1 protein-coding gene and 1 pseudogene are annotated in these 1,236 nt (G+C 58.0%); both read left to right on the forward strand.

All coding sequences use genetic code 11. From position 1 onward, the window contains the following. Positions 1-249: pseudogene (locus Q0216_RS05690) on the forward strand (TetR/AcrR family transcriptional regulator); the annotation flags it as partial. A 283-nt stretch (positions 250-532) separates the two neighbouring features. Then, positions 533-1,236: galactokinase family protein (locus Q0216_RS05695; protein WP_298593651.1), on the forward strand; the 704-nt coding region annotated here is incomplete at its 3' end.

Raw genomic sequence — 1,236 nt, forward strand, 5'->3', positions numbered from 1 at the left:
ATGGCTCATGAGTTCCAGGCGCTTGGTTTGGGTCATGCGGAGGCGCTGCGTCGTGCTCGTTTGTTGACTCATATTGCGTTGAGCCTGGTGGAGGAGTATCAGACTCTGCCGCTGATTTCTCCGCAGGAGGCTGTGGCGAGCGGCGATGTTCCTCTGATTGAGAATGCGTTCAACCGTTACCGCCAGGATCTGCTTTCTGCCATTGACACGATGATGGTGGTGCAGGAGCCTTATACGCAGGATGCGTAATCAGTTAGCCCTTCTTTTGGTTTATTAGTTATGTATGGTGCCCCGTGCCCCCCCCCTTGTGGGGGTGCGGGGCTTTTGCGTGCGGTGGCGTTGGTCTCCCCTGCCGCACTCTGATCCTACTGCTCTCTGATACCGGCGCGGTTTGGCGGCTGAGTCGATGTTCGCTGGTTTTCTGCTTTAGTCTAGAGGTGATACGTGCTTGCGCTGGGGCCCTTGGGTGCCTGGTGCGGGTGGGGTGTCGTTTATGTCTTAGTGCCCTGCTGGGCTTTATCAGAGGTGTTCCATGTCGATGACCGCTACCGCCCAGTGGGCGGCTCTTCCGGACCATAGCGCGGAGATTGCCCGCGTCCGCGAGGAGTTTATTACTGCGTATGGTTATGAGCCGGATGGTGTGTGGTCTGCGCCTGGGCGTCTGAATCTTTTGGGCGAGTACATTGATTTTTTGGGTGGCTCGTGCCTGCCGATGCCGTTGCCTTACCGCACCTATGTGGCGGGTGCGTTGCGTCGTGATGGTGTGTTGCGTGCTTCGTCGTTGCAGATGCCCGGTGATGAGCGCACGGTCGTGATTCGCGATATTCAGCCGGGTCATTTGAAGGGCTGGTTCACCTATGTGGCGGGTGTTGCGTGGGCGATGAATCAGGAGGGCGGCAGAGATATTATGCTGCCCGATGAGTTTGGCGCTGACCTGCTGATTAATTCTCGTGTTCCGGTGGGTGGCGGTTTGTCGTCTTCGGCGGCTTTGGAATGTTCGACGGCGTTGGCGTTGTTGGAGCTCTCGTGTCCGGTGCGTAAGGATTGCCCAGATGCGGATGCTACCCCGGCTGATAGTGATGCGTTGCGTGCGCGTCTGGCTCAGGTGTGTATTACGGCTGAGAATAAGGTGGCTGGCGCGCAGACGGGTGGCCTGGATCAGACGGCGTCGTTGCGTTCGCATCCGGAGCAGGCGCTGGTGGTTGATTTCCGTGATTTTTCGATTGAGCCGGTTGC

The sequence above is a fragment of the uncultured Rothia sp. genome (assembly GCF_937976295.1).
Lineage (GTDB): Bacteria > Actinomycetota > Actinomycetes > Actinomycetales > Micrococcaceae > Rothia.